Source organism: Streptomyces sp. NPDC046931, assembly GCF_040644655.1.
Lineage (GTDB): Bacteria > Actinomycetota > Actinomycetes > Streptomycetales > Streptomycetaceae > Streptomyces.
Map to the genome: position 1 here is coordinate 23,877 of NZ_JBEYWX010000003.1, position 25,406 is coordinate 49,282.

Here is a 25,406-nt window from a genome sequence, read left to right on the forward strand (position 1 = left end):
GGCGTCCCCCTCCGACGGGGACGCCGCCTTCGTGCTGCCACGGAACCGTCGTCACCGTCCAGGCGTCGACCCCGCCCCGCCCGAGGACGCCCCGGGCAGTGTCTTCGCCGTCTCCTCGGGGATCGGCCTGCCGTCCGAATCCACCACCCGGCGGTCCCCGAGCGGCGCCTTGAGGCGCAGCGTCTCGTGGTACACCTTGGCGATCATGGCGCAGAACCTGCCCTGCCAGGGCGTCTCCGTCACGGTCACCGTCACCCGGTCGGAGTCCTCGTGTACGGACGCCGCGTAGTCGGCGCACACCCCGCCCTCGTAGGCGATGGTGAGGTCCTGGCCGTCGGCCCTATAGCCCAGCACCTTCACCTCACGGTGCGTGGGCGAGGGCCGGCCTCCCGGCCCGCTCGTCGACGGGCTCGTCCGCGGGACCGGCGTCCCGCTGGGCTGCCCCGGCGGCCGCGGTGCGGCCAGATACCGCGGTTCGACCGCGGGATGCGTCACCGTGAAGCGAGCGCCGTTCCCCGAAGCCCCCGTTCCCCGTACCTCGAACAGCCACGACGGCACCAGTACCGCTTTCCCGCCCGACGCGTGCACGGCCAGTCCGAACACCGCACCCGTCACGGAGACCGACGCCCGCTGCGGCGTGGACGCCCCCGCCCTGCACGGCGTCTCGTCCCGGTCCTTGACCGGTACGGGACCGGGGCAGCCGCCGATGCCCTTGCGGCCGTACGACGACGGTGCGCCGTTCATCAGGTCCAGCGTCTTCCTCGCGCCGAGCACGGGATAGGTGGCGCCCTTGACCGGTGCCACCAGATTGCCGCTGCCGCCGATGACCTTGCCCTCGGAGCCGATCCGCAGTCCGGTCGTCCAGCCGTGTGTCGGCAGCCCGCCCACCTCCGGTTCGGCGTTCACCACCCGTACCCGGTCCATCAGCTGGGACGCGTCCAGCTTCGCGTGGTCCTGGCCGACCGCCTTGAGCACGGGAGCGGCCGCCCGCTTCGCCGCCTCCTCGCTCACCGGGCCCGGCCGCGCCCCCTGCATCCCGGACCCGGCGGGCCGGCACATCTTGCCCCGGGGGCAGTTGTCGGTGCCCGGCACATAGGAGCTGAACGTCCATGTGCCCGGCGCGTCCCTGTTGACCCGCAGATTCGGCTCCGAGCCGTCCTTCACCGCCCCCACCTGCCAGGTGTCGCCGACGAGCCTCGGCGTGCCGCTCAGGTCCAGGGCCCCGGCGAGCCGGGCCACCTCCTGCCGCGTCACCCGGCCCTTCGCCCAGTACACCGGTGCGGACTTCGGGCCGTCGGGGAGCGTGCCCCGCACGGTGTACGTGGTGCCGTAGGGGTTGGGCTCGCCCACCGCGATCCCGGAGGTCGTGCCCTCGCCGGCCCCGTCGAGGGCCAGCGCCGGGGGAGTGCCGTCGCCGCCCGGCGAAGGGGAGCCGCCCGGTCCGCCGGACGCCCTCGCGGCGAGGAAGGCCCCGCCCCCGCCGACGAGCAGAACCGCGGCCGCGACCGAGGCGACCACCGCGGGGGACCGCCGCCGTGGCGCGGTACCGCCCGTGTCCTCGGTGACCTCGGGTGCGCCGCTCGTGTCGTCGGGTTGCTCGGTGCTCACCGCATCGCTCCTTCGGCTCCACTGCTGTCCCGGAAGGCCCCGCCGTACCGGAAAGAAGCACACAGGGGTCGTATCCCGCCTCCCCACCACGGGGGACGGCAATGGGACGCAATGGGGGAGCGCACGGTTCCCTCGTGGGCGCGCCGGTCTCCTCAGGGCGCCGGTCTCCTCGACGCCGGTCTCCTCAGGGCGCCGGGCCGGTGCTCAGGGGGCGGCCGGTCAGTCCCCGTAGTCGGACATCGCGTCGAGCAGGCGCGCCGAGGCGGGCGGCACCCGCACGCCGTGGATCAGGGACGGGGAGACCGGCCGGGAGGCGCTCTTCTCGGGCGCGGCCCAGTGCGGGACCATCCGGGCGCAGTCGCCGCGCAGCGCCGCCAGTTCTCCGTCCGGGTCGAGCGGGCCGGTCTTGTGGAACTCGAGGTTCGTCATAGCGGAAACCGTAGGCCCGCTCGAGCCGACGAAGAAAGATCTACTATCGGGTAGTTTCTCCTGCTTCGTTGGACCAGGTCGACCGGGTAGCGTGAACTGTCAATCCCCCTCCTCCACAGGAGCGTGTCCTCGCCGTGCGTATCGCAGTCACCGGCTCCATCGCCACCGACCACCTCATGACCTTCCCCGGTCGTTTCGCCGATCAGTTCGTCGTGGACCAGTTGCACACGGTCTCGCTCTCCTTCCTGGTCGACCGCCTCGACGTACGCCGGGGCGGGGTGGGCGCGAACATCGCCTTCGGCATGGGACAGCTCGGCACCCGGCCGGTCCTGGTCGGCGCGGCCGGCTCGGACTTCGACGAGTACCGGGCGTGGCTGGACCGGCACGGAGTGGACACGGCCTCCGTCCGGATCTCCGACACCCAGCACACGGCCCGCTTCGTCTGCACCACCGACGCCGACCACAACCAGATCGGCTCCTTCTACACCGGCGCCATGAGCGAGGCCCGGCTCATCGAACTCAAGACGGTCGCCGACCGGGTCGGCGGCCTCGACCTGGTGCTGATCGGCGCCGACGACCCTGAGGCGATGCTGCGCCACACCGAGGAGTGCCGCTCCCGGGACATCCCCTTCGCCGCGGACTTCTCCCAGCAGATCGCACGGATGGACGGCGACGAGATCCGGATACTGCTGGACGGGGCGACCTACCTCTTCTCCAACGAGTACGAGAAGGGGCTCATCGAGAACAAGACGGGCTGGACCGACGCCGAGATCCTGGCCCGGGTGGGCCACCGGGTGACCACGCTCGGCTCACGGGGCGTGCGCATCGAGCGGTCCGGCGACGACCCGATCGAGGTCGGCGTGCCCGAGGAGACGGCCAAGGTCGACCCGACGGGCGTCGGCGACGCCTTCCGCGCGGGCTTCCTGTCGGGCCTGGCCTGGGACGTTCCGCTGGAGCGCGCGGCCCAGGTCGGCTGCATGCTCGCGACCCTGGTCATCGAGACCCTGGGCACTCAGGAGTACCAGCTGCGGCGGGCCCACTTCATGGACCGCTTCACCAAGGCGTACGGCGACGAGGCCGCCGCCGACGTCCAGGAGCACCTGGCCTGACCGCGGGCCACGCCCCCCGGGGGCGTGCGCGCGGCCTAGGAGAGCCGGCGGACCAGATAGGCGGAGCCCTGCTCCGCCGGCTCCTCCCCGATGTACTGCTGTCCCCGCATCTCGCACCACGCCGGGATGTCGAGGCGGGCGGCCTCGTCGTCCGAGAGGACACGGACCGTGCCGCCCACCGGGACGTCCCCGATGACCTTCGCCAGCTCGATCACCGGGATCGGGCACCGCTTGCCGAGGGCGTCGACGAGGAGGGCGTCCTCGTGCGCGGCCGTCCGCGGATCCGGCGCGCCGAGCTTCTCGCGCACCTCCGCCACCACGCCCGGCAGCACCGAAAGGAACCGGTCGACTTCCTCGGCCGGCGTCCCCGGCGGCAGCGACACCCGGACGTTGCCCTCGCTCAGCACCCCCATCGCCTTCAGGACATGGCTCGGGGTCAGTGTGCTGCTCGTACAGGACGAACCCGAGGAGACGGAGAAGCCCGCACGGTCCAGCTCGTGCAGCACCGTCTCCCCGTCGACGTAGAGACAGGAGAAGGTGACGATCCCGGGCAGCCGCCGAACCGGGTCGCCCACCACCTCCACATCGGGGACCAGCTCCGGCACCCGCGCCCGGATCCGCTGCGTCAGCTCCCGCAGCCGGGCCGCCTCCTCGGCCGCCTCCGCCCGCACCGCGCGCAGCGAGGCCGCGGCCGCCACGATCGCCGGGATGTTCTCGAATCCGGCCGCGCGCCCCGACTCCCGCTCGTCCACGGGCCCTTGGGGCGCGAACCGCACGCCTTTCCGTACGACGAGAAGCCCGACACCTGAGGGCCCACCCCATTTGTGCGCACTCGCCGTCAGCAGCGACCAGTCGCCCTCCACCGGGCCCCAGCCCAGTGACTGCGCCGCGTCCACCAGCAGCGGCACCCCGGCCGCACGGCACACGGCGGCCACCTCGGCCACCGGCTGCACCGTGCCCACCTCGTGGTTGGCGGACTGGAGGCAGGCCAGCGCGGTGTCCGGGCGCAACGCCGCTCCGTACGCCTCCGCACCGGCCATGCCCGCCCGGGAGACCGGCACCCGGGTCACCGTTCCCCCGTCGGCCTCGAACTCCTCCGCCGAATGAAGGACAGAGGAGTGTTCGACCGCGGACACGATCAGGTGACGTCCGACCCGGCGACGGCCGGCCAGCGCCCCCTCGATCCCGGAGTGCACCGCCCGCGTGCCCGAGGGGGTGAACACCAGCTCGTCCGGGCGGCAGCCCACCGCCTCCGAGGCCGCCTCGCGCGCGGCGTCCAGCAGCATCCGGGCCCGCCGTCCCTCGCGGTACAGCCGGGCGGGGTCGGCCCACCCCTCGTCGACGGAGGCCAGCAGGGCCTGACGGGCGACGGGATGCAGGGGAGCGGCGGAAGCGGCGTCGAAGTAGGACACACCGCAACGCTAACTCCTGCGAAACGTGCGGTCCCTCGCAGCGGCCGAAGGGCCCCTCGGGAGCGGCCGAAGAACCCGTCAGGAGGGGGTCACAACCGGGCATTCCCTCCCTTCGGGGTGACCGGCGGCGCGTTGGGCACCCTCCCCGCGCGGCCCCAAATAGCGTCCAGTAGGGTTTGGTCCGCATAAACATCAAACCCTGCCCGACGCAGGACGGCGACCGACCAGCGAGAAGGCCGCAGCCAACCGCGCGGGCGAGACTCTCGGGAAGGCGCTACGTGAGTCCCAACGGCTCCGACCGCTCGCCGCGGCGCCCGATGCGGCGGAAGCTGCTGCAGGCACTGACCGCGGGCCTGGTCCTGGCGACCGCTACCGGTTGCACATACAAGGACTTCCCCCGCCTTGGTATGCCCACCCCGACCACGGAAGAGGCTCCGCGGATCCTCTCCCTGTGGCAGGGCTCATGGGCTGCCGCGCTCGCCGTCGGCGTGCTGGTGTGGGGCCTGATCCTGTGGAGCGCCATGTTCCACCGGCGCAGCCGCACCAAGGTCGAGGTTCCTCCGCAGACCCGGTACAACATGCCGATCGAGGCGCTGTACACGGTGGTCCCGCTCATCATCGTCTCGGTGCTCTTCTACTTCACCGCCCGCGACGAGTCGAAGCTCCTCAGCCTCGACAAGAAGCCCGACGTCACCATCAACGTCGTCGGCTACCAGTGGAGCTGGGGCTTCAACTACGTCACCCCCGTCAGCGGGGTGACCGGTGACGCCAAGACCGATCCGAACCTGACCGCGATTCCGGACCGGTACAAGAACGACTTCCCGGCGAACGCCGGTGGCGTCTACGACTTCGGCACGCCGGGCACGCGGAACCCGCAGAACAACAACCCCGGTCCGACCCTCTGGCTCCCCAAGGGCAAGACGGTCCGCTTCGTCCTCACCTCGCGCGACGTCATCCACTCCTTCTGGGTGCTGCCGTTCCTGATGAAGCAGGACGTCATTCCGGGCCACACCAACGCCTTCCAGGTGACCCCCACCATGGAGGGCACCTTCCGCGGCAAGTGCGCCGAGCTCTGCGGCGTCGACCACTCCCGAATGCTGTTCAACGTGAAGGTCGTCTCGCCCGAGCGCTACGAGCAGCACCTCAAGGACCTGGCGAAGAAGGGGCAGACCGGTTACATCCCCGCGGGCATCGCGCAGACGAGCCACGAGAAGAACCGGGAGACGAACAAGCTGTGAGCATCCTCAACGAACCCCAGGGTGCCGCCGCAGCCGCTGGCTCATATGAGAACGAGCTGCCGGTCAGGCGCAAGAATCCCGGCAATGTCGTCGTCAAGTGGCTGACCACCACCGACCACAAGACGATCGGCACGCTGTATCTGGTCACGTCGTTCGCGTTCTTCTGCATCGGCGGCGTCATGGCGCTCCTCATGCGCGCCGAGCTCGCCCGGCCGGGTCTGCAGATCATGTCGAACGAGCAGTTCAACCAGGCGTTCACGATGCACGGCACGATCATGCTGCTGATGTTCGCGACGCCGCTGTTCGCCGGTTTCACGAACTGGATCATGCCGCTGCAGATCGGCGCGCCCGACGTGGCGTTCCCGCGGCTGAACATGTTCGCCTACTGGCTCTACCTGTTCGGCTCGACCATCGCGGTCGGCGGCTTCCTCACCCCGCAGGGCGCGGCCGACTTCGGCTGGTTCGCCTACAGCCCGCTGTCGGACGCGGTGCGTTCGCCGGGCATCGGCGCCGACATGTGGATCATGGGTCTGGCCTTCTCCGGCTTCGGCACCATCCTCGGCGCGGTCAACTTCATCACCACGATCATCTGTATGCGCGCGCCCGGCATGACCATGTTCCGCATGCCGATCTTCGTGTGGAACGTGCTGCTGACCGCGGTGCTCGTCCTGCTGGCCTTCCCGGTCCTCGCGGCCGCGCTGTTCGCCCTGGAGGCGGACCGCAAGTTCGGTGCGCATGTCTTCGACGCGGCCAACGGCGGTGCCCTGCTGTGGCAACACCTCTTCTGGTTCTTCGGCCATCCGGAGGTGTACATCATCGCGCTGCCGTTCTTCGGCATCATCTCCGAGGTCATCCCGGTCTTCAGCCGTAAGCCGATGTTCGGTTACATGGGCCTGGTCGGCGCGACCATCGCCATCGCCGGCCTGTCCGTGACGGTGTGGGCGCACCACATGTACGTCACCGGTGGCGTGCTGCTCCCGTTCTTCTCCTTCATGACGTTCCTCATCGCCGTCCCGACCGGCGTGAAGTTCTTCAACTGGATCGGAACGATGTGGAAGGGCTCGCTGTCCTTCGAGACTCCGATGCTCTGGGCGACCGGCTTCCTGATCACCTTCACGTTCGGCGGTCTGACCGGTGTCATCCTGGCCTCGCCGCCGATGGACTTCCACATCTCGGACTCGTACTTCGTGGTGGCGCACTTCCACTACGTGGTCTTCGGTACGGTCGTCTTCGCCATGTTCGCCGGCTTCCACTTCTGGTGGCCGAAGATGACGGGCAAGATGCTCGACGAGCGCCTCGGCAAGATCACCTTCTGGACGCTGTTCGTCGGCTTCCACGGCACGTTCCTGGTGCAGCACTGGCTGGGCGCCGAGGGCATGCCGCGCCGCTACGCGGACTACCTCGCCGCCGACGGCTTCACCGCCCTGAACACGGTCTCGACGATCTGCTCGTTCCTGCTCGGCCTGTCGATACTGCCGTTCCTCTACAACGTGTGGAAGACGGCGAAGTACGGCAAGCCGGTCGGCGTGGACGACCCGTGGGGCTACGGCCGTTCGCTCGAGTGGGCGACGTCCTGCCCGCCGCCGCGGCACAACTTCCTCACGCTGCCGCGGATCCGCTCCGAATCCCCCGCCTTCGACCTGCACCACCCGGAGATCACCGCGCTCGAGCAGCTCGAGCACGCGGGTGCCGGAAGCAAGGCCGTCGCTGGTGGCAAGGAGGCCGGCAAGTGAAAATCCAGGGCAAGATGTTCCTCTGGCTGGCCGTCTTCCTGCTGATCATGGCCGTGGTCTACGGCCTGTGGTCGAAGGAGCCCGCCGGTACCACCGCGCTGTTCCTGTCCTTCGGCCTGAGCGTGATGATCGGCTACTACCTGGCCTTCACGGCCCGGCGGGTCGACGCGGGCGCCCAGGACAACAAGGAGGCCGACGTCGCGGACGACGCCGGTGAGCTCGGTTTCTTCAGCCCGCACAGCTGGCAGCCGCTCGCCCTCGGTGTCGGTGGCGCGCTCGCCTTCCTGTCCATCGCGGTCGGCTGGTGGCTGATGTACTTCTCCGCCCCGCTGATCCTGGTGGGCCTGTGGGGCTGGGTCTTCGAGTACTACCGCGGCGAGAACCGCACCCAGTAACACGCGCGAAGCGCACGGGAGCCCGGACACTCTCTCCAAGTGTCCGGGCTCCCTCTTTTGCCACTCCTCACGTCCCCCGCACGGATCACTCGGCGCGCCGCGGCCGAGCGGGATTCATAGCGTGAGGTCATGAGCCACTCAGTGTTCTTCCGGGGGCCACGACACCGCACGGTCGTCGGCTGCACCCTGTTGCTGATATCCCTCGCCGCAGGCCCCGTCGCCTGCGGCATCGACGGCGACCCGCTCGCGCAGCATCCGTTCGACGCGGCGGACCAGATCTCGTACAACGCCCCTGACGACAACGCCAAGAAGGCCGATCCCGACAAACCCCTGGAGATCACCGCCCCGGACTCGGACGCGCGCATCACGGACGTCACGGCCATGGATGCCCGAGGACGCTACGTGGCCGGTGAACTCACCGCCGACGGCAGCCGCTGGCACAGCACCTCACCGCTGGCCGCCGGCACCCACTACACGGTGCGGGTGAGCACCGAGGACGAGGACGGCCTGCCCGGCCGCAAGGTCCTCGAGTTCGACACCGCCGCCCCGAAGAAGAAGCTTCTGAAGGTCGGTCTCGGCCCCGAGACCGGCACCTACGGCGTCGGCCAGCCCGTCACCGCCGAACTCAGCGAGCCCGTCAAGGACAAGGCGTCCCGGGCGATCGTCGAGCGCTCCCTGAAAGTGGAATCGGTGCCTCGGGTCCAGGGCTCCTGGTACTGGGTGGACGACAAGATGCTGCACTTCCGCCCCAAGGAGTACTGGCCCGCCCACACCACCGTCACGGTGCACAGCAGTCTCGTCGGCGTGAAGGTCTCAGACAGCCTGTGGGGCGCCGACAGCAAGCCCGTACGGCTCACCATGGGCGACCGCCTCATCGCCGTCACGGACGCCGCCGCGCACCGTATGACGGTCTTCAAGAACGACGAGGTGCTCCGACGGATCCCCGTCACCACCGGCAGGCCCGGTTACGACACCCGCAACGGGGTCAAGGTCGTGCTGGCCAAGCAGTCCGCCGTACGTATGCGCGGAACGACCATCGGCATCTCCAGGAGTTCCAACGACTCCTTCGACCTGATGGTCTACTGGGCGGCCCGGGTGACCTGGAGCGGCGAGTACGTGCACGCCGCGCCCTGGTCCGTCGGGGACCAGGGGTACCGCAACGTCAGCCACGGCTGCACCGGGATGACCACGGGCAACGCCCGTTGGTTCTTCAACACCGTGCGGCTGGGCGACATCGTCCAGGTCGTCAACTCCCGCGGCAGGCTGATGGACCCCTTCGGCAACGGCTTCGGCGACTGGAACGTCGACTGGGGCAAATGGCAGAAGGGCAGTGCCCTGACCCCGGACAAACCGGGCCCGAACCCGGTGGACCGCGCCAGACTGCGCCCGCAGGCGTTGTGACGAGGGTGCCCGTGCCCCGGCAAGGGGCGCGGGCCGGCGCCCGGGAAGCCGTCAGGCGCTCGCCAGAGCCCGCCGCCGCAACAGCGATGCCAGCGCGGAGGCGAACTCCACCGGCTCCACCGGCAGCGCCACGGCCGCATCGGCCCGGCTCCACGTCGCCAGCCACGCGTCCTGGGGCCGCGCGATCAGCAGCAGCACCGGAGGGCAGTGGAAGATCTCGTCCTTGATCTGCCGGCAGACGCCCATACCGCCCATCGGCACGGCCTCGCCGTCCAGCACGCAGACGTCGATGCCGCCCTTGTCCAGCTCCCCGACGACCGCACCGGGCGTCGCGCACTCCACGAACCGGACCTCGGGGACGTCCGGAGCGGGCCTGCGCCCGGTCGCGAGCCGCACCTGCTCGCGCGTGCGGGCGTCGTCGCTGTAGACCAGCACCGTGGCGGTCGGCTGCATGCTTCCTCCGGGACGTCAGCGTCGTACGGAACGGACCGTTGGGGCGGATGCTACTCCCTTGAACACCGGGCCAACAGCGGTCCGCACACGCCTTCCATGGGCCATACGGGCACTACAGACGGTACGGACACTCCGAACGGCACCCCCCGGAGTGAGGGCGGGATAAGCGCCCGACATAATGTCGGTCGTGGCGACAGCAACGACAGTAGAAACCGGGCACGCGCACCCGTCGGTCAACCGGCCGAACCTCACCAGCGTCGGAACCATCATCTGGCTGAGTTCCGAGCTGATGTTCTTCGCGGCCCTCTTCGCGATGTACTTCACCCTGCGATCGGTGACCGGGCCGACGCACTGGAAGGAGATGGCGAGCCATCTCAACTTCCCGTTCTCGGCGACCAACACCACGATCCTGGTGCTCTCCTCCCTGACCTGTCAGCTCGGCGTGTTCGCCGCCGAGCGCGGAGACGTGAAGAAGCTCCGGGGCTGGTTCATCGTCACCTTCATCATGGGTGCGATCTTCGTCGGCGGGCAGATCTTCGAGTACACCGAGCTGGTCAAGAAGGACGGCCTCTCGCTGTCCTCGGACCCGTACGGCTCGGTGTTCTACCTGACCACCGGCTTCCACGGCCTGCATGTGACGGGTGGTCTCATCGCCTTCCTGCTGGTCCTCGGACGCACCTACGCGGCGCGGAGGTTCACTCACGAGCAGGCGACCGCCGCGATCGTCGTGTCCTACTACTGGCACTTCGTCGATGTCGTCTGGATCGGCCTCTTCGCCACGATCTACATGATCAGGTAGTCGGCCGTCCGCTGCGGCGGAAGGTCACCCGAACGGGGTGAACCGATCGCCCGCGACGATCCGATCCATTTCCAGAAGCATCGACGCAGAAGATCCTGACACCGGGGTAATCCGTGAAAAAGCTCTCCGCACGACGACGCCATCCGCTGGCGGCTGTCGTCGTCCTACTCCTCGCGCTGGCGGCCACTGGGGGGCTGTACGCCGCGTTCGCGCCCGCGAGCAAGGCGCAGGCCGATGAAACCTCCCAGTCCCTCGCCATCGAGGAGGGCAAGAAGCTCTACCAGGTGGGCTGCGCCAGCTGCCACGGCACCGGCGGTCAGGGCACCTCCGACGGCCCGAGCCTGGTGGGCGTCGGCGCCGCGGCCGTGGACTTCCAGGTGGGCACCGGCCGCATGCCGGCCGCCACCTCCCAGGGCGCCCAGGTGCCGAAGAAGAGGAACATCTACACGCAGGCCCAGATCGACCAGCTCGCGGCGTACATCTCTTCGCTCGGCGCCGGCCCGGACGTGCCCACGAAGAACGACTACAGCCCCGAGGGCGCCGACATCGCCAAGGGCGGGGAGCTCTTCCGCACCAACTGCGCGCAGTGCCACAACTTCACCGGCCAGGGCGGCGCCCTGACGCACGGCAAGTTCGCGCCGAGCCTCGAGGGTGTCGAGCCCAAGCACATCTACGAGGCCATGCAGACGGGCCCGCAGAACATGCCGTCCTTCCCCGACACCACGCTGTCGCAGCAGAACAAGAAGGACATCATCGCGTACCTCAAGGCGGTCAACGGTGACCAGACCGAGAACCCCGGCGGCCTTGACCTGGGCGGTCTCGGTCCGGTTTCCGAGGGCCTGTTCGGCTGGATCTTCGGACTCGGCGTGCTGATCGTTGTCGCCGTCTGGGTCGCCGCTCGGACCGCAAAGGCCAAGAAGTCATGAGTAGCCACGACATTCCCGAAGAGAACCTGCCCGCTGAGCAGGACGCCGAGCACGGTGCCGTAGCCGTCGCGGACGAGCGCAACCCGTTCGCCGACCCGGGCCTGCCGCCCCACGAGCACCGGATCCAGGACATCGACGAGCGGGCCGCCAAGCGCTCCGAGCGCACGGTCGCCATGCTGTTCACCGTGTCGATGCTCGCCACCATCGGCTTCATCGCCTCGTACGTCACGATCCCGAACGACAGGTCGATCTACGTCTTCCCGATCGGGCACCTCAGCGCGATGAACTTCGCGCTGGGCCTGACGCTGGGCGTGGCGCTGTTCACGATCGGCGCGGGTGCGGTCCACTGGGCCCGCACCCTGATGTCCGACGTCGAGGTCGCCGACGAGCGTCACCCGATCGAGGCTCCGCCGGAAGTCAAGGCGAAGGTCGTCGCCGACTTCCGGGAGGGTGCCAGGGAGTCGCAGCTCGGCCGTCGCCCGCTGATCCGGAACACCATGCTGGGCGCGCTGGCCCTGGTGCCGCTCTCCGGCCTGTTCCTGCTGCGCGACCTCGGTCCGCTGCCCGGCACCAAGCTGCGCCACACGATGTGGCGCAAGGGCAAGCTCCTCGTCAACATGAACACGAACCAGCCGATGCGTCCCTCGGACATCGCGGTCGGTTCGCTCACCTTCGCCAAGCCCGAGGGCCTGGAGGAGAACAACGAGGACTTCCAGAAGGAGATCGCCAAGGCGGCCCTGATGCTCGTCCGGCTCCAGCCGGACAACATCAAGGACAAGAAGGAACTCGAGTGGTCCCACGAGGGCATCGTGGCCTACTCGAAGATCTGCACCCACGTCGGTTGCCCGATCTCCCTGTACGAGCAGCAGACGCACCACGTCCTCTGCCCGTGCCACCAGTCCACCTTCGACCTCTCCGACGGTGCCCGGGTCATCTTCGGCCCGGCCGGTCACGCCCTGCCGCAGCTGCGCATCGGCGTCAACGCGGACGGCTACCTCGAGGCGCTCGGCGACTTCGAAGAGCCCGTCGGTCCTGCTTTCTGGGAGCGCGGATGAGCACTACACCGAGCAACTCGAGTCGATCTGCCGCCGACGCGGCGGGCACTTCGCGCGGAAGGGCACCGGCCGGCGAGCGACTCGCCGACTGGGCCGACGGCCGCCTGGGGATCTACTCCCTGGCCAAGTCGAACCTGCGCAAGATCTTCCCCGACCACTGGTCGTTCATGCTGGGTGAGGTCTGCCTCTACAGCTTCATCATCATCATCCTCACGGGTGTGTACCTGACGCTGTTCTTCCACCCCTCGATGAACGAGGTGGTGTACCACGGCTCGTACGTGCCGTTGCAGGGCCAGCTGATGAGCGAGGCGTTCAACTCGACGCTGCACATCAGCTTCGACGTCCGGGGCGGTCTGCTGATCCGGCAGATCCACCACTGGGCGGCGCTGGTCTTCCTCGCCGGCATGTTCGTGCACATGATGCGCGTCTTCTTCACGGGCGCGTTCCGCAAGCCGCGTGAGATCAACTGGCTGTTCGGCTTCCTGCTGTTCGTCCTGGGCATGTTCACCGGCTTCACCGGCTACTCGCTCCCGGACGACCTGCTCTCCGGCACCGGTGTCCGCTTCATGGAGGGCGCGATCCTGTCCGTGCCGATCGTCGGCACGTACCTGTCGTTCTTCCTCTTCGGCGGCGAGTTCCCGGGTGGCGACTTCGTGGCCAGGTTCTACTCGATCCACATCCTGCTGCTGCCGGGCATCATGCTCGGCCTGGTGGTCGGCCACCTGATCCTGGTCTTCTACCACAAGCACACGCAGTTCGCGGGTCCCGGAAAGACGAACAACAACGTCGTCGGCATGCCGCTGCTGCCGGTCTACATGGCCAAGGCCGGAGGCTTCTTCTTCCTGGTCTTCGGTGCCATCGCGGCCATCGCGGCGGTCGCCCAGATCAACCCGATCTGGGCCATGGGTCCCTACCGTCCGGACCAGGTGTCCACCGGTGCCCAGCCCGACTGGTACATGGGCTTCTCCGAGGGCCTCATCCGTACGATGCCGGGCTGGGAGATCAACGTCTGGGGCCACACGCTCGTCCTGGGAGTGTTCATCCCGCTGGTGATCTTCCCGCTGGTCCTGGTCGCGATCGCGGTCTACCCGTTCATCGAGTCCTGGGTCACCGGTGACAAGCGCGAGCACCACATCCTGGACCGCCCGCGCAACGCGCCGACGCGTACGGCCTTCGGTGCCGCCTGGATCTCCTGGTACTTCGTGCTGCTGGTCGGTGGCGGAAACGACATCTGGGCCACCCACTTCCACCTGTCGATCAACGCGATCACCTGGTTCGTCCGCATCGCCTTCTTCGTGGTGCCGGTGCTCGTGTTCATCGCCACCAAGCGGATCTGCCTCGGCCTCCAGCGCCGCGACCGCGACAAGGTGCTGCACGGCCGCGAGTCGGGCATCATCAAGCGGCTGCCGCACGGTGAGTTCATCGAGGTCCACGAGCCGCTCAGCCAGGAGGCGCTGCACACGCTCACGGCGCACGAGCAGTACAAGCCGGCCGAGATCGGCCCGACGGTCGACGAGAACGGCGTCGAGCGGAAGATCAAGGGCTCGGAGAAGCTGCGTGCCAAGCTGAGCAACGCCTACTACGGCGAGGACAACCAGATCCCCAAGCCGACGGTCGAGGAGTACAAGGAGATCACGAGCGGCCACGGCCACCACTGATCGCTGCGCGCGCCACGCCACGGTCGAAGGGCCCCGTCCTCCCCGGACGGGGCCCTTTGCCGTGCCCCGGGCTGGATAGGGTGGACCTGTTCGAGATGTGCGTCCCGTCCGGGACACCGACCCAGGAGCGGCTTATGAGCGCTGTGACCCCCGCAGGAGGCGACACCGCGGCGGGCCGTTCCTGGCCCCAGGTGCTGAACGGGCTGCTGGACGGCCGTGACCAGAGCGCGGACGACACGGCCTGGGCGATGGACCGCATCATGCGTGGTGAGGCCACGGACGCGCAGATCGCCGGGTTCGCGGTGGCGCTGCGCGCCAAGGGCGAGACGGTGGAGGAGATCACCGGTCTGGTCCGGACCATGTACGAGCACGCCAATGTCATCGAGGTTCCGGGGCCGACGGTGGACATCGTCGGTACGGGCGGCGACGGCGCGAAGACGGTGAACATCTCCACGATGTCGTCGATCGTGGTGGCCGGCACGGGCGCCAAGGTCGTCAAGCACGGCAACCGGGCCGCGTCCTCCGCGTCCGGGGCCTCGGACGTGCTGGAGAAGCTCGGTGTCAATCTCGAGCTGACGGTGCAGCGGGTGGCCGAGGTGGCCGAGGAGGCCGGGATCACCTTCTGTTTCGCGGTGAAGTTCCACCCGGCGCTGCGGCATGTGGCCGCAGCGCGCGGACAGCTCGGCATCCGTACGACGTTCAACGTCCTCGGCCCGCTGACCAACCCGGCACGGGTGAGGGCGCAGGCGGTGGGTGTCGCGGACCCGCGGATGGCGCCGATCGTGGCGGGAGTGCTCGCCGAACGCGGGAACTCCTCCCTGGTCTTCCGGGGGGACGACGGACTGGACGAGCTGACGACGACCTCGACCTCACGGGTGTGGGTGGTGCGCGACGGCAAGGTCACCGAGGAGTCCTTCGACCCCCGCGACGTCGGCATCGAGCTGGTGCCGGTGGAGGCCCTGCGGGGCGCCGACGCGTCGTACAACGCGGAGGTCGCGCGGCGGCTGCTGGACGGTGAGACGGGGCCCGTCCGGGACACCGTGCTGCTGAACTCGGCGGCCGCCCTGGTGGCCCTGGAGCCGACGGGAGCACCACTGGCCGAGCAGCTCCGCGCCGGGATGGAGAAGGCGGCGGAGTCGATCGACTCGGGGGCCGCGAAGCGGACCCTGGAACGCTGGGTGGCCGCGAGCAACCGCTAGCACCGTATGGCGCGCACGGCGGGGGGAGCCCGGCACGGCCAGGCTCCCCTCCCTTTCGCCGCTCCCCGTCTTTCGCCGTGGCGTCCCGTCCCGGCGGGGACGCGCGCCCCACATCCCGGCATCCGGACGGAGTTGCGGCCGGGCGATCACCTCCCGTAGCGTCCTGTCCAGGTCATGAGCGACAGCCACTCGGCCCCGGCCGGCTGTCCGGCAACCCTCCGTCCGTGGCGGGGTGCCCCGGGTGAAGACCGGGCCGTAGGCAGCGAGGTCTACGGCAAGCGCGGACCCCTCACACGCCGGTGGATGAGCGTGGGGCCAGGGGTCCTGGTCGTTCGAGGGAGCCTTCCGTGAGCAAGCGAATGCGCTAGGGCCGCAGAGCCCCGCCTCCGCATCACCTTCTTCCCCCTCTTTTCCTTTTCCCGCGCCGTCGAGGCAGCCGCGCGCCGTTGTGCGTGCCCTCCGGCGCGGTGATCCCATCTGCCTTCACGGGAGTGCGCTCATGTCCGTCTCCACCCTTGCCGCCGACCAGTCCGTTTGTGCCCCGCTGCCCGTTCTGGGCCGGGATGTCAGCGTCCCGCTCGTCACGGGCGGGGAAGTCACCTACGCCGCGCTCGACTACGCGGCCAGCGCCCCGGCGCTCCAGCGGGTCTGGGACGACGTGGCGGCGTACGCGCCGTACTACGGCAGCGTCCACCGCGGTGCCGGGTACCTGTCGCAGCTGTCCACCGATCTCTTCGAGAACGCGCGCCGGACCGTCGCAGAGTTCCTCGACTGCCGCGAGGGCGACCAGGTGGTCTTCACCCGGTCCACCACCGACTCGCTCAACCTTCTCGCCGCCACCCTGCCGGCCGGCTGCCAGGTCTTCGTCTTCGAGACGGAGCACCACGCCTCACTGCTGCCCTGGCGCGACGCCCGGGTGACCTTCCTCGACGCCCCGCGCTCCCCGCAGCAGGCCGTCACCACCCTGGGGCGCGCCCTGGCGGACCGCGAACCTCACGGCCCGGCCCTCGTCTGTGTCACCGGAGCCTCCAACGTCACCGGTGAGCTGTGGCCCGTACGGGAGCTCGCGGCGGCCGCCCACGCCCACGGCGCCCGTATCGTCCTGGACGCCGCCCAGCTGGCCCCGCACCACCCCGTGTCGGTCAGGGACCTCGACGTGGACTGGGTCGCCTTCTCCGGCCACAAGCTGTACGCCCCCTTCGGCTCCGGCGTGCTGGCGGGCCGCTCCGACTGGCTGCGCGAGGCCGAGCCGTACCTCGCGGGCGGCGGCGCCAGCCGCAAGGTCACCCGGCGCACGGACGGGGGAGTGGACGTCGAGTGGCACGAGACCGCCGCCCGGCACGAGGCCGGTTCGCCCAACGTGATCGGCGCCTACTCCATCGCCTCCGCCTGCAAGGCCCTCACGGAAGCAGGCTTCGAGGCGCTCGTCGCCCGTGAACAGCACCTCGTCCGCGAGGTCAGGGCAGGGCTCGCCCGGATCCCGCAGGTCAAGGTGCTCTCCCTCTTCGGTGACGACGCCCCCCGGGTCGGCGTCCTGTCGTTCGTCGTGGAGGGCTGGAACAGCTCCCACTTCGCCGCCGCGCTCTCCGCCGAGTACGGCATCGGCGTCCGGGACGGTCTCTTCTGCGCCCACCCGCTGGTGCGCACCCTGCTGGGCGGCGACCCGGGCACCCAGGGCGAGTGCGGGGCCCCCGAGGCCGCACCCGGCGAGAGGTCCCTGAACGCCATCCGCGTCAGCTTCGGCGCGGGCACGCCCGACGAGCATGTGGAGCGTTTCGTCCGGGCGGTCGGGGAACTGGTCAGGGACGGCGCGCAGTGGAAGTACCGCACGCAGGACGGGCGGTGCGTTCCGGCGGTCTGACCGCGGGTCCCGTCACCGTCCGCCTGCGCGCCCACGGTGACGGGCCGTGCGCCGTGCGGGAGGCGCCGCCGCGCCCCAGGCTAGTTGTCGAGCCCGATCGCGAACGCCGCCTCCAGATCGTGCTGGGAGTACGTGCGAAAGGCGACATGCGTATCCGTGGCCAGGACGCCGGGGATCTTGCTGATCCGGCCGGGGATGACGTCCGCCAGATCGTCGTGCGCCTTCACCCGGACCATGGCGATGAGGTCGTAGGTGCCGGTGACCGAGAAGACCTCGCTGACGGAGTCCAGCGCGGCGATCGACTCGGCGATCTCGGGGATCCGGTCCACGCTGGTCTTGATGAGCACGATCGCGGTGATCACGGCTGGCGTTCTCCCTCGGGGGCCTGGGCTGGAGGTTTCACCCTACTCGTACTGCCGTAGCGCACCCAGGCATAGAGGAAGCCCAGCGCGAAGCCCACCAGGTGGGCCAGGTAGGCGACGCCCGGGCCCTGACCGGCGCGGCCCGCCGCGATCCACTGGAGCGTCGCCCAGAACGGCAGCACCACCCAGGCGGGAAAGCGCAGCGGCAGGAAGAAGAGGAACGGGAAGAGACTGGTCACCCTGGCTCCGGGGAAAAGGAACAGGAACGCGCCGAGCACCGCGGAGATCGCCCCGGAGGCCCCGACCAGCGTCTGTGCGGAGTCGGCGTTGGCCGCCGCATACCCGAGCAGCGCGAGAAAGCCGCAGCCCCCGTAGAACAGGGCGAACTCCAGATGGCCCATCCGCTCCTCGGTCATCGCCCCGAAGACATAGAGGAACAGTATGTTGCCGAGCAGATGCACCCAGCTGCCGTGCACGAACAGTGCCGTCGCGGGCGTGAGGACGGCCCGCGGGGCCCCGCTGAACAGCTCCGTGGGCACCACGCCCCAGCGGGTGAAATAGGCCTGCTGGGCGGCGAGCAGCTCGTCGCCCCTGCCGTACGCCGGATTCAGGCCCGAGGCCGGTCCCAGCGCGAAGATCAGACAGCACAGGATGATCAGTCCGTACGTCATCGGCGCCGGCTGTCCTCGCAGCGCCCTGCCGGCCGTCCTGCTCCAGGTGCTGATCATGGGACAGAGCATGGCGTAACCGGACCGATCGGCACAGAGTGCCTCGCCGTGGGATAGGGGCGGGCGGCGACTCCCTGCCAGGCCGTAGGGTTACGACCCACATGCTCCAGGGAAACTGGCGCATCACGGAGACTGGAAGAAGAGGGAAGACAGCGACGATGACGGTTCCCCTGCCGACCGAGACGACCCGCTGGCGCTGCACACTCTGCGGCAACCTCACCCGGTTCGACGTGACCCGCTCGTCGAAGGTCGTCGAGTATGTGCACCTCGATCTGGCCGGGGAGCCGAAGGTCGAGGAGCGCAAGGTGGTCAGTGAGACCATCGAGTCGGTGCGTTGCCGTTGGTGCAACGCACTGGACCAGGTGGAGCTCGTGGACAGGCCGGGTGCCGGCTCCTGAGGGAGGCGGCCCCGCACAGGCATTGGGGTGACGGATGGTGGAGACTTCGGGCGGGGAGCCGGTCGACGGCACCGCTGAGGTGCTCGACCGTCCGCTGCCCGACGGAGTGCGCCGACGGGTCGTGCAGATCGTCTCGGACGGCTTCGGCGGGCTGACTCTGGCCGAACTGCCCGCACAGTTGCGACAGTACGCCCGGTTCGCCCCGAACCGTCGGGCCAAGTTCGCCGGCAACGCCATGGCGGCGGCCCTGGAGACCGACGCGCTGTTCCGGCAGCGGATCGCGGAGAAGCTCAGAGAGGCCCAGCCGGAACTCACCGGCGCCCTCGACTCCGGCTCGCCGCCTCCGGCCGCGGATCCGCTCGACGTGGCGGCCGCGGCCTATGTGCTGCGCCCCGCGGGCTGGGTGAAGCTGGTGGCCGCCGCGGGCGAGGAGGCCCAGCGGGCGGACGCCGAGCGCGCCGACGAGGAGAACCGGGCCGAGCTGGAGCGGCTGCGCGAGGAACTGGCGGTCGCCCGCGAACAGACCCGCACCGAGACCGAACGGCTGCGTGGGGAGCTGGAGTCCGCCCGCAAGGATGCCGAATCGCTTCACCGTAAGCTGCGTGCCGCGCTCAGTGACGTCAAGCGCGGCGAGGCCGCCCTGCGCAAGCTCCAGGGCGAGGTGGAGGCCGTGCGCGCCGAGGGGCAGGCGCAGCTGTCCGCCGCCGAGAGCGAGGCCCGTCGGCTCAAGGCGCGCCTCGGCGAGGCGGAGGCCGCCCTGGAGGCCACCCGCCGGGCGGTGCGCGAGGGGCGCAGCGTCGAGGACATGCGGCTGCGGCTGCTGCTCGACACCGTGCTGGACGCGGCCCAGGGGCTACGGCGGGAGCTGGCGCTGCCGCCGGTCTCGGTACGGCCCGCGGAGACCGTGGACGCCGTCGAACCGGGACGGATGACGCCGAAGGACATCGCCGCCCGGGCGCTGTCCGAGAACGATCCCGCCATCCTCGACCAGTTGCTCGCGCTGCCGCAGGCGCATCTGGTGGTCGACGGTTACAACGTCACCAAGACCGGCTATCCGCAGATGCCGCTGGAGAAGCAGCGGCTCAGGCTCCTCGGGCAGCTCTCGCAGCTCGCCGCGCAGACCGGTGCGGAGGTCACCTGCGTCTTCGACGGGGCCGAACTGGCCGCCCCCGTGCTGCTCGCGCCGCCGCGTGGAGTGCGGGTGCTGTTCTCCAAGCCGGGCGTCACCGCCGACGAGTTGATCCGTCAGCTGGTGCGGGCGGAGCCGCCGGGCCGGCCGGTCATCGTGGTCTCCACCGACCGCGAGGTGGCCGACGGGGTCGCCCGGGCCGGCGCCCGCCCCGTCGCGTCGGTGGTCCTGCTCAAGCGGTTTTCCAGGGCATAACGGACTTCCTTGCCGAACTTGCCCGTTGCGCCGAACATCCCATGAGACACCTACGCACCAACTGCAACGTCCGCCTGGCATGCCCGAATTGGACCGGCCTTCGCGCAACGTAGCGTCAAGGCTGTATCACCCCACGTGAGTTCCGCGCAAAGAATGCATTGCCCCACGGGAATTTTTCCGCTCAGGATTTGAACTGATCACAGCATGGTCACTAGGGTCTGGCCTCGAACCTCCGCACGGGTGATCACTCACAAGGGGTGAGTGACGGCGGAGGGCACCGCCCGCCGGCGTGTCGGTAGGCGGCTGGAGGAAGAAGGAGCTCGCCCCCGTGGCGTCCCACCGTCGACCCAAGCAGCCGAGCCGCACCCGTGTGACCGTGCTCACCACCGCCGCCGCCGCTGCCGTGGCCTTCAGCGCGCAGGCCGCCAACGCCGCGCCCAGCGAGAAGCCGAGCAAGGACGAGGTCAAGTCCAAGGTCGACAAGCTCTACGAAGAGGCGGAGAAGGCCACCGAGACCTACAACGGCGCCAAGGAGAAGCAGGACAAGCTGGAGAAGCAGATCTCCACCCTGCAGGACAAGGTCGCCCGGGGCCAGGACGAGCTCAACCAGCTGCGCGAGGGCATCGGCACCATGGCCAGCGCCCAGTACCGCACCGGCAGCATCGACCCCTCCCTGCAGCTGTTCCTCTCCTCGAACCCGGACGACTACCTCGACAAGGCGTCCACGCTGGACCAGTTGAGCAGCCAGCAGGTCGAGGCGCTGAAGAAGATCCAGGAGAAGCAGCGCGAGCTGGCCCAGGAGCGCCAGGAGGCCTCCGACAAGCTCAAGGACCTCGCCGCCACCCGGACCGAGCTCGGCAAGAAGAAGCAGGAGGTCCAGGGGAAGCTCGCCGCGGCGCAGAAGCTGCTCAACTCCCTGACCGCCCAGGAGAAGGCGGCACTGGCCGCCGAGCAGAGCCGGGCCAGCCGGGCCAGCGAGCGCAACGTCCTCAGTGGCGACACCGGCTCCGCCTCCAACAGGGCCGCCGCGGCGTTCTCCGCCGCCCAGAGCAGGCTCGGCTCGCCCTATGTGTACGGCGCAACGGGTCCGTCCTCCTTCGACTGCTCGGGCCTGACCTCCTGGGCGTACGCGCAGGCCGGCGTCTCCATCCCGCGCACCTCGCAGGAACAGGCCAACATAGGCACCCGGATCTACTCGGTGAACGACCTCAAGGTCGGCGACCTGGTCTTCTTCTTCAACGACATCCACCACGTGGGCCTCTACGCCGGCAACGGCCAGATCCTGCACGCCCCGCGCACCGGCACCGTCGTCCGCTACGAGTCGATGAACACCATCGGCGGACCCTTCATGTTCGGCGTCCGGGTCTGACCGGGTCCCCCGCCGACCCGGACATCACTCCGCCCGAACGGGCGAATTCCAGCGACGCCCGCTGACTCCGCGCCCCGCCGATGACCTGCGTCAGCGGCGGGGCGCCCCGTTGTGCCCCCGTCACGCTCTTTGGACCGAGCGTGATCATCCGGCTACTGTCTGCCGCGTTTCCCCCGCCGTGCGGCGGGGCTCGTCAGCGGAAGGGAGTGCGACCGGTCGTGGGGTCCCATCGCCGCCTTGCACCAACCGGCCTCGCCCGGGGCCGTGGCGCCGTGCGCCTGGTGAGCCGCAGGGGCGCGCCGGAGGCGAACCAGGCTCTGAAGAAGGCAGCCACAGTGCTGTACGCCGCTGCAGCCGCCACGGCGCTCGGTGCCACACCGGCGGACGCCGCGCAGCCCCGCGACCCCCGGGTCACGGTGGACCGGCTGTACCAAGAGGCCGAGCAGGCCACCGAGGCGTACAACAAGGCGACCGAGGACGCCGGTTCGCTGCGCCGGGAGGTCGGCCAGGCCCAGGACCGGATCGCCCGTCAGCAGGACCGCGTCAACTCCCTGCGGGACGCGCTCGGTTCGCTCGCCGGGGCCCAGTACCGCTCCGGCGGCCTCGGCTCCGCGCTCGGGCTGCTGCTGTCCGACGACCCGGGCGAGTACCTGGACCGGGCGGCCGCCCTGGACCGGATCGGCTTCCGCCAGGCCGGGCAGCTGAGGGAACTCCAGAGCGCCCTGCGCGAGCTGGCCCGGGAACGCGCGGAGGCCACCGGTGAGCTGGCCGAGCTGGAGAGGAACCGCACGGCCGTCGCACGGCACAAGAGGACCGTCGAGCGGAAACTCGCCACGGCGAGACAACTGCTCAACTCCCTGCCTCTCACCGCACGCGCCGCCTACGACAGGGCGTCCCGCTCCGGCGGCGACGTGCCCGACCTCACCGGCGTCGCCGCGTCGGACGGGCGCGCCTCGGCCGCGGTCGCCGCGGCCCGCTCCGCGCTCGGCCGCCCGTATGTGTGGGGCGCCAGCGGCCCGGGCGGCTTCGACTGCTCGGGTCTCATGCAGTGGGCGTACGCGCAGGCGGGCGTCGGACTGCCGCGCACCTCCCAGGAGCAGCGGTACGCCGGCCACCAGGTGCCGCTCTCCCAGGCGCGCCCCGGCGACCTGGTCGTCTACCGCTCCGACGCGAGCCATGTGGCCATGTACGTCGGGGGCGGCCAGGTCATCCATGCGCCCCACCCGGGAGCAGCGGTCCGCTACGACCCGGTCGGGATGATGCCGATCTCCTCGATCACCAGGCCCTGACCACGAGGCTGGTACGGCGTGACCGGCGCGTACGATGCCACGGTGGCTGGTCGTGGGCGTGCGTCGGGGATCGTGGCCTGCTGTGCGCTGCTGCTCACCGGGCTCGTCGGCTGCGGCGGGCGGCCCGGGCCGGACATCCGGACGGCCGCGGTGCAGCAGGTCCTCGACCGGCGGGCGGCCGCCGTCCTCGACGGGAACCGGCCCGCGTTCCTCGCGACCGAGGCGCGGTCCGCCGGCGCCGCGGGCCGGCCGGCCGCCGGTGCCTCCGAGTTCGACAACCTCCGTGCCGTGCCGCTGGCCGCCTGGTCCTACCGCGTGACGGCTCTGCACCGCACCGGCGACCGGGCGAGCGCCGACGCCGAACTGCGCTACCGCATCAAGGGCTACGACCGGGCGCCGGTCACCGCCGCCCGGGTCCTGCGGCTGGTCCGCACCGGCGGCCGCTGGTACGTCAGCTCCGAGGAGCCCGCGAAGAAGGCCCCCGAGCAGTTGTGGGAGCAGGGCGCCGTCGAGACCGTCCGCGGAGCGCACAGCCTCGTCCTCGGGGTGGGGCAGCCGCGGGCCGTCCTGCGGATCTATGCGGACCTCGCGGACCGGTCGGTGCCCGCCGTCACCGAGGCATGGGGAACGGACTGGGCCCGTCACGTCGTGGTGCTCGTGCCGCGGTCCGTCCAGGGGATGGCGGGGCTGCTCGGCGCCACGGCGTCCGGGTACCGGGGGATCGCCGCGGTCACCACCGGGGAGGCCGGGGGCACGGGGAAGGCACCCGCGGACCGGGTCATCGTCAACCCGGACGCGTACGGGGTCCTCGGCGACCTGGGCAAGCAGATCGTGCTCCGGCACGAGACCGCCCATGTCGCCACCCGCGCCCACACCACCGCGGCCACGCCCCTGTGGCTGTCCGAGGGGTACGCCGACTATGCCGGTTACCGCGACAGCGGCCGCACCGCCCGGGAGGCGGCCCCCGAGCTGGGCCGCTCGATCGCCCTGGGGCACGTCCCGGCCACTCTGCCGAAGGACGCGGACTTCGCCTTCTCCGGGGACGCGGACACGCTGGCGCGGGCCTACGAGGGCGGCTGGACGGCCTGCCGGATGATCGCCGACCGCTGGGGAGAGGCGCGGCTGAACGCGTTCTACCGGGCGGTGGGCGACCACCGTGGGCGTGCCGGAGCGGTCGAGGCCGCACTTGGACGGGTGCTCAGGACGACACCGGAGAGGTTCACCGAGCAGTGGCGGGCGTATCTGCGGGCGCGACTGGGCTAGGGCGCGCCGCCGGGCACCGCTCCCGCCCCGTCAGGAGGGCGCGAGGCTCTCCTCGGTGCGGGCGGTCCGGGGCGGCAGGGTCGGTGGCTGTCCGGAGACCGTGGCGCGCCACAGCTGCCGGGCGGCGGTCACCGTGGCGAGCAGCAGCAGTCCGTTGCGGACGAGCAGGAGGGCGATGCCCAGCCGGTCGCTGGCGACGACGTTCGCGAAGCAGACGGGGAACTCCAGCACGGTGGCGAGGCAGGCGGCCAGCACCAGTCCGGCGGGCAGGGTCATCCGGCTGCCGCGCCGGCACAGGCACACGGCCGCGATCCCCACCAGCCACACCAGGTACTGGGGGCTGATCACCCGGCTGGTCACCGTGAACAGCAGCACCGCCACGAAGGCCGCGTCCGCGAGCGCGTGCGGCGGCAGACGGCGGACGCGCACCCGCCACAGCAGCAGCCAGCCGAAGGCGGTCACGGTCAGGGCCAGGGCCGCCGCGCTGACCCAGTCCACGTACGGGCCGAGGAACTCCACCGAGCCGTAGTTGAGCAGCACCTGCCCCTTCCAGCCGAAGTGCCGGGCGACGTGGAAGACCAGCGAGCCCATCGACTCCACCTCGGTGCCGCGGTCGCGCTGGGCGGTCAGGAAGGCGAAGGAGCCGGGCGCCGTCAGGCCGAACAGCAGCGCCAGACCGCCGGCCGTCGCCGCGGCCGAGAACCAGGCCCGGCGGCTCGCGGCCCCCGCCAGCAGCAGCACCGGCCACACCTTCAGCAGGGCGCCGAGGCCCGTGAGCGCCCCCATCACCCGCGGCCGGCCCGCTCCCGCCAGCAGTGCCGCCACCGCCACCGCGGTCACCATCAGGTCGTAGCGGGCGTAGACGGTCGGCCCGAGCAGGGCCACGCCGGCCGTCCACAGCCAGGCACCGCGTACCGTCCTGCCGGGGCGGCCGCCCGCGTACCGGAGCAGGCAGAGGACCGCCAGATCGGCGAGGAGGGCGAGGACGTAGAAGGCCTGCGCGTAGTCCAGGAAGGGCAGCAGTGCGGGAGAGAGGATCGCGAGCGCGGCGGCGGGCGGGTACTGCCAGGTGACGTCGTCGTGCGGGAACGCCCCCGTGCTCAGGGTCTCGTACCACCCGTGGTAGATCACCGAGACGTCGGTGGTGACATCGGGGCCGGGGAAGACGAGCACCCGGAGGACGAAGAGCAGCAGGAGGACTCTGGTCAGGACCCACACGGTGAACAGCCAGACCGGGAACCTCCGTGTGCCCGTCATGTCCACTTGAGCCCCTGTTCCGGCGCGTCGCGCGTCGTTGCCATTCTGCGGGGCCATGATTCCGCGCCGGACTGTGCGAG

General features: G+C 70.3%; 23 protein-coding genes and 1 riboswitch. Of the genes, 16 read left to right on the forward strand and 7 right to left on the reverse strand.

What is annotated here, in order from left to right:
- Window positions 1–51 precede the first annotated feature (51 nt).
- Together ABZ876_RS07295 and ABZ876_RS07300 are read right to left on the reverse strand one after the other, a co-directional pair.
- Window positions 52–1,608 carry a hypothetical protein gene (locus tag ABZ876_RS07295; protein ID WP_361775681.1) on the reverse strand — a complete coding sequence of 519 codons (1,557 nt, stop codon included), beginning with the start codon at window positions 1,606–1,608 and terminating at the stop codon, window positions 52–54.
- A gap of 219 nt (window positions 1,609–1,827) precedes the next feature.
- The gene (locus ABZ876_RS07300) at window positions 1,828–2,037 is read right to left on the reverse strand and encodes a hypothetical protein (RefSeq protein WP_361775684.1); all 210 of its coding nucleotides are present in this window, start codon (window positions 2,035–2,037) and stop codon (window positions 1,828–1,830) included.
- Window positions 2,038–2,171: 134 nt separating this feature from the next.
- Between ABZ876_RS07300 and ABZ876_RS07305 the strand changes: the two genes are divergently transcribed.
- The gene (locus ABZ876_RS07305) at window positions 2,172–3,146 is read left to right on the forward strand and encodes a carbohydrate kinase family protein (RefSeq protein ID WP_361775687.1); all 975 of its coding nucleotides are present in this window, start codon (window positions 2,172–2,174) and stop codon (window positions 3,144–3,146) included.
- 35 nt (window positions 3,147–3,181) lie between these two features.
- Here ABZ876_RS07305 and ABZ876_RS07310 read toward each other — a convergent pair whose 3' ends face one another.
- On the reverse strand, window positions 3,182–4,558 hold the full coding sequence (locus ABZ876_RS07310) for an aminotransferase class V-fold PLP-dependent enzyme (protein ID WP_361775690.1): 1,377 nt from the start codon (window positions 4,556–4,558) through the stop codon (window positions 3,182–3,184).
- A 278-nt stretch (window positions 4,559–4,836) separates the two neighbouring features.
- On the opposite strand from ABZ876_RS07310, the gene coxB reads away from it, so the two are divergent.
- From coxB to ABZ876_RS07330, 4 genes are all read left to right on the forward strand, one after another.
- On the forward strand, window positions 4,837–5,796 hold the full coding sequence (coxB, locus tag ABZ876_RS07315; protein WP_361775693.1) for a cytochrome c oxidase subunit II: 960 nt from the start codon (window positions 4,837–4,839) through the stop codon (window positions 5,794–5,796).
- Window positions 5,793–7,529, forward strand: coding sequence for a cytochrome c oxidase subunit I (ctaD, locus tag ABZ876_RS07320; RefSeq protein ID WP_361775695.1), 1,737 nt, complete (start codon window positions 5,793–5,795; stop codon window positions 7,527–7,529). Before coxB ends, ctaD begins: the two co-directional genes overlap by 4 nt.
- On the forward strand, window positions 7,526–7,924 hold the full coding sequence (locus tag ABZ876_RS07325; RefSeq protein WP_361775698.1) for a cytochrome c oxidase subunit 4: 399 nt from the start codon (window positions 7,526–7,528) through the stop codon (window positions 7,922–7,924). The genes ctaD and ABZ876_RS07325 overlap by 4 nt, the downstream gene beginning before the upstream one ends.
- A 129-nt stretch (window positions 7,925–8,053) precedes the next feature.
- Entirely contained in the window at window positions 8,054–9,325 is a 1,272-nt protein-coding gene (locus ABZ876_RS07330) for an Ig-like domain-containing protein (protein WP_361775701.1), read from the forward strand.
- 51 nt (window positions 9,326–9,376) lie between these two features.
- Here ABZ876_RS07330 and ABZ876_RS07335 read toward each other — a convergent pair whose 3' ends face one another.
- Complete coding sequence (locus ABZ876_RS07335) at window positions 9,377–9,778, reverse strand: hypothetical protein (protein WP_361775704.1); 402 nt, start codon at window positions 9,776–9,778, stop codon at window positions 9,377–9,379.
- Window positions 9,779–9,956: 178 nt separating this feature from the next.
- Here ABZ876_RS07335 and ABZ876_RS07340 point away from each other — a divergent pair, with 178 nt between their 5' ends.
- From ABZ876_RS07340 to ABZ876_RS07365, 6 genes are all read left to right on the forward strand, one after another.
- A complete protein-coding gene (locus ABZ876_RS07340; RefSeq protein WP_055491901.1) occupies window positions 9,957–10,577 on the forward strand; it encodes a heme-copper oxidase subunit III in 621 nt (206 codons plus the stop codon).
- Between the two features lie 113 nt (window positions 10,578–10,690).
- Window positions 10,691–11,503 (forward strand): c-type cytochrome, encoded by an 813-nt coding sequence (locus ABZ876_RS07345; RefSeq protein ID WP_361775707.1) that lies wholly within the window; start codon window positions 10,691–10,693, stop codon window positions 11,501–11,503.
- The gene (locus tag ABZ876_RS07350; RefSeq protein WP_361775710.1) at window positions 11,500–12,558 is read left to right on the forward strand and encodes a Rieske 2Fe-2S domain-containing protein; all 1,059 of its coding nucleotides are present in this window, start codon (window positions 11,500–11,502) and stop codon (window positions 12,556–12,558) included. The genes ABZ876_RS07345 and ABZ876_RS07350 overlap by 4 nt, the downstream gene beginning before the upstream one ends.
- Window positions 12,555–14,216: a cytochrome bc complex cytochrome b subunit gene (locus ABZ876_RS07355; protein WP_361775713.1), complete on the forward strand. Its 1,662-nt coding sequence runs from the start codon at window positions 12,555–12,557 to the stop codon at window positions 14,214–14,216. The genes ABZ876_RS07350 and ABZ876_RS07355 overlap by 4 nt, the downstream gene beginning before the upstream one ends.
- A gap of 134 nt (window positions 14,217–14,350) precedes the next feature.
- Window positions 14,351–15,415, forward strand: coding sequence for an anthranilate phosphoribosyltransferase (trpD, locus tag ABZ876_RS07360; protein ID WP_361775716.1), 1,065 nt, complete (start codon window positions 14,351–14,353; stop codon window positions 15,413–15,415).
- Window positions 15,416–15,585: 170 nt separating this feature from the next.
- Window positions 15,586–15,702, forward strand: a riboswitch (SAM riboswitch).
- A gap of 212 nt (window positions 15,703–15,914) precedes the next feature.
- Window positions 15,915–17,276 (forward strand): aminotransferase class V-fold PLP-dependent enzyme, encoded by a 1,362-nt coding sequence (locus ABZ876_RS07365; protein ID WP_361775719.1) that lies wholly within the window; start codon window positions 15,915–15,917, stop codon window positions 17,274–17,276.
- Between the two features lie 80 nt (window positions 17,277–17,356).
- On the opposite strand, the gene ABZ876_RS07370 is transcribed toward ABZ876_RS07365, so the two are convergent.
- A complete protein-coding gene (locus ABZ876_RS07370) occupies window positions 17,357–17,638 on the reverse strand; it encodes an Lrp/AsnC ligand binding domain-containing protein (RefSeq protein ID WP_055491895.1) in 282 nt (93 codons plus the stop codon).
- A complete protein-coding gene (locus tag ABZ876_RS07375; RefSeq protein WP_361775722.1) occupies window positions 17,635–18,366 on the reverse strand; it encodes a rhomboid family intramembrane serine protease in 732 nt (243 codons plus the stop codon). Before ABZ876_RS07375 ends, ABZ876_RS07370 begins: the two co-directional genes overlap by 4 nt.
- Window positions 18,367–18,524: 158 nt before the next feature.
- Between ABZ876_RS07375 and ABZ876_RS07380 the strand changes: the two genes are divergently transcribed.
- The 5 genes from ABZ876_RS07380 (at window position 18,525) to ABZ876_RS07400 (ending at window position 24,069) form a co-directional block, all read left to right on the forward strand.
- Window positions 18,525–18,764, forward strand: coding sequence for a hypothetical protein (locus tag ABZ876_RS07380; RefSeq protein ID WP_361775725.1), 240 nt, complete (start codon window positions 18,525–18,527; stop codon window positions 18,762–18,764).
- Between the two features lie 34 nt (window positions 18,765–18,798).
- Window positions 18,799–20,148 carry an NYN domain-containing protein gene (locus ABZ876_RS07385; RefSeq protein WP_361775728.1) on the forward strand — a complete coding sequence of 450 codons (1,350 nt, stop codon included), beginning with the start codon at window positions 18,799–18,801 and terminating at the stop codon, window positions 20,146–20,148.
- Between the two features lie 328 nt (window positions 20,149–20,476).
- On the forward strand, window positions 20,477–21,517 hold the full coding sequence (locus ABZ876_RS07390) for an NlpC/P60 family protein (RefSeq protein ID WP_361775731.1): 1,041 nt from the start codon (window positions 20,477–20,479) through the stop codon (window positions 21,515–21,517).
- 218 nt (window positions 21,518–21,735) lie between these two features.
- Complete coding sequence (locus ABZ876_RS07395; RefSeq protein ID WP_361775734.1) at window positions 21,736–22,806, forward strand: NlpC/P60 family protein; 1,071 nt, start codon at window positions 21,736–21,738, stop codon at window positions 22,804–22,806.
- Window positions 22,807–22,848: 42 nt separating this feature from the next.
- Window positions 22,849–24,069, forward strand: a complete 1,221-nt coding sequence (locus ABZ876_RS07400; RefSeq protein WP_361775737.1) for a hypothetical protein — start codon at window positions 22,849–22,851, stop codon at window positions 24,067–24,069.
- A 30-nt stretch (window positions 24,070–24,099) separates the two neighbouring features.
- On the opposite strand, the gene ABZ876_RS07405 is transcribed toward ABZ876_RS07400, so the two are convergent.
- Complete coding sequence (locus ABZ876_RS07405) at window positions 24,100–25,326, reverse strand: glycosyltransferase 87 family protein (RefSeq protein ID WP_361775740.1); 1,227 nt, start codon at window positions 25,324–25,326, stop codon at window positions 24,100–24,102.
- Window positions 25,327–25,406 lie beyond the last annotated feature (80 nt).